Source organism: Sandarakinorhabdus rubra (genome assembly GCF_010994245.1).
Lineage (GTDB): Bacteria > Pseudomonadota > Alphaproteobacteria > Sphingomonadales > Sphingomonadaceae > Sandarakinorhabdus > Sandarakinorhabdus rubra.
This window is the reverse complement of record NZ_WMHO01000357.1, coordinates 1-1,441: the sequence shown is the minus strand read 5'-3', so window position 1 is coordinate 1,441 and position 1,441 is coordinate 1. Positions and strand designations below refer to the sequence as shown.

The window sequence follows — 1,441 nt, the reverse complement described above, 5'->3', positions numbered from 1 at the left end:
CCACCGGCCGCGCCGCGCCGCCGCTGGTGGAGCTGCGCATTGCCGATGGCGATGGCCCGGTGGGCGCCGCGCTGCCGGCGGGCACGGTGGGCGAAGTGTGCATCCGCTCGGTGTGCAACTGCCGGGGGTACTGGAACAAGCCCGACGCCACGGCCGCCGCCTTCGTGGGCGACGGCTGGTTCCGCAGCGGCGACCTCGGCTACATGGACGAGGACGGCTATCTGTTCATCGTCGACCGCAAGAAGGACATCATCATCCGCGGCGGCGAGAATATCAGCTGCCAGGAAGTGGAAGCCGCCATCTATGCGCATCCGGCGGTGGCAGAGGCCAGCGTGTTCGGCCTGCCCGACGAGCGGCTGGGCGAGATTGTCGGCGCCGTCGTCTATGCCAAGCCCGGCGAGCATCTCGACCCCGAGGCGCTCACCGACTTCCTGAAATCGGGCCTCGCCAGCTTCAAGATCCCCGCGAAGGTCTGGATGGCGAGCGAACAGCTCCCCAAGCTGGGATCGGCCAAGATCGACAAGGTCGCCCTCAGGAAGCATTATCGTGACGTCTGGGCTGGCAAAGCGGCCTGAGTCGGGAGGACGACCATGTTCAAGACCATGCTGGAAGGCACCCGCGACGACTGGATGCACATCGCCGCCGAGCACATGAAGCACCAGCGCTCCGCCGCGGCCGATCAGATCATCGACAGCCTGAAGCGCCTCGAGGCCATCGAGGTGGGCTTTGGCGCCAACCAGCTGGTCCACAGCCTGATGACCGCTACGCTGGCCCGCCGCGACGGCGCGACCGACGAGGAGGTGGTCGCCGCGCTGTGCCACGACATTGGCAAGCTGTTCAGCATCCCCAACCACGGCGCCATCGCCGGCGAGATGCTGAAGCCCTATGTGTCGGACGACATCTATCACGCCATCGTCCACCACCAGGATTTCCAGGGCCGTTATTATTACGAGCACCTGGGCAAGGATCCGAACGCCCGCGAGAAGTTCCGCGGCGAGCCGTGGTTCGCGATGGCGGAAAAGATCGTCGACCGCTGGGACGCGCCGGCCTTCGACCCGGACTATGACGTCGACAGCCTGGAAAGCTTCGAGCCGGAGATCCGCCGCGTGTTCGCGGCGCCCAGGCGGGGCATCTAGGCGGGGGATCTAGCGCCCGAAGCGCACCTGCACCGTTACCGCGCCCTGCGGCACGTCGGTGAGGCTGCTGGCAAAGGCCAGTTGCCGGTTCGGCCCCAGGCTGGCGGCCGGCGGCGGGATCGTCCAGTCGCGCATGGGGCTGCCATCCACCAGCAGCCGGGCGTTCATCGGCGGCACTGCCACGCGCGCTGCCGTGCGATTGGTGATGGTGCCGGTCACTTCCAGGATGGCACTGCCGCCGGGCAGCCGCGTCACCCGCCCGGCCAGCGCCACCTCCAGCGGCGGCTGTGCCGCCACCAGCTGCG

2 protein-coding genes and 1 pseudogene are annotated in these 1,441 nt (G+C 68.1%); 2 read left to right on the top strand and 1 reads right to left on the bottom strand.

Annotation, left to right across the window (positions count from 1 at the left end):
• Both GJV64_RS14440 and GJV64_RS14435 read left to right on the top strand, forming a co-directional pair.
• A partial coding sequence (locus GJV64_RS14440; protein ID WP_164158170.1) for a class I adenylate-forming enzyme family protein occupies positions 1–575 on the top strand: 575 nt, incomplete at its 5' end.
• Between the two features lie 15 nt (positions 576–590).
• The gene (locus GJV64_RS14435) at positions 591–1,136 is read left to right on the top strand and encodes an HD domain-containing protein (protein ID WP_164158169.1); all 546 of its coding nucleotides are present in this window, start codon (positions 591–593) and stop codon (positions 1,134–1,136) included.
• 9 nt (positions 1,137–1,145) lie between these two features.
• Here GJV64_RS14435 and GJV64_RS14430 read toward each other — a convergent pair.
• Positions 1,146–1,441, bottom strand: a pseudogene (locus GJV64_RS14430) (hypothetical protein); the annotation flags it as partial.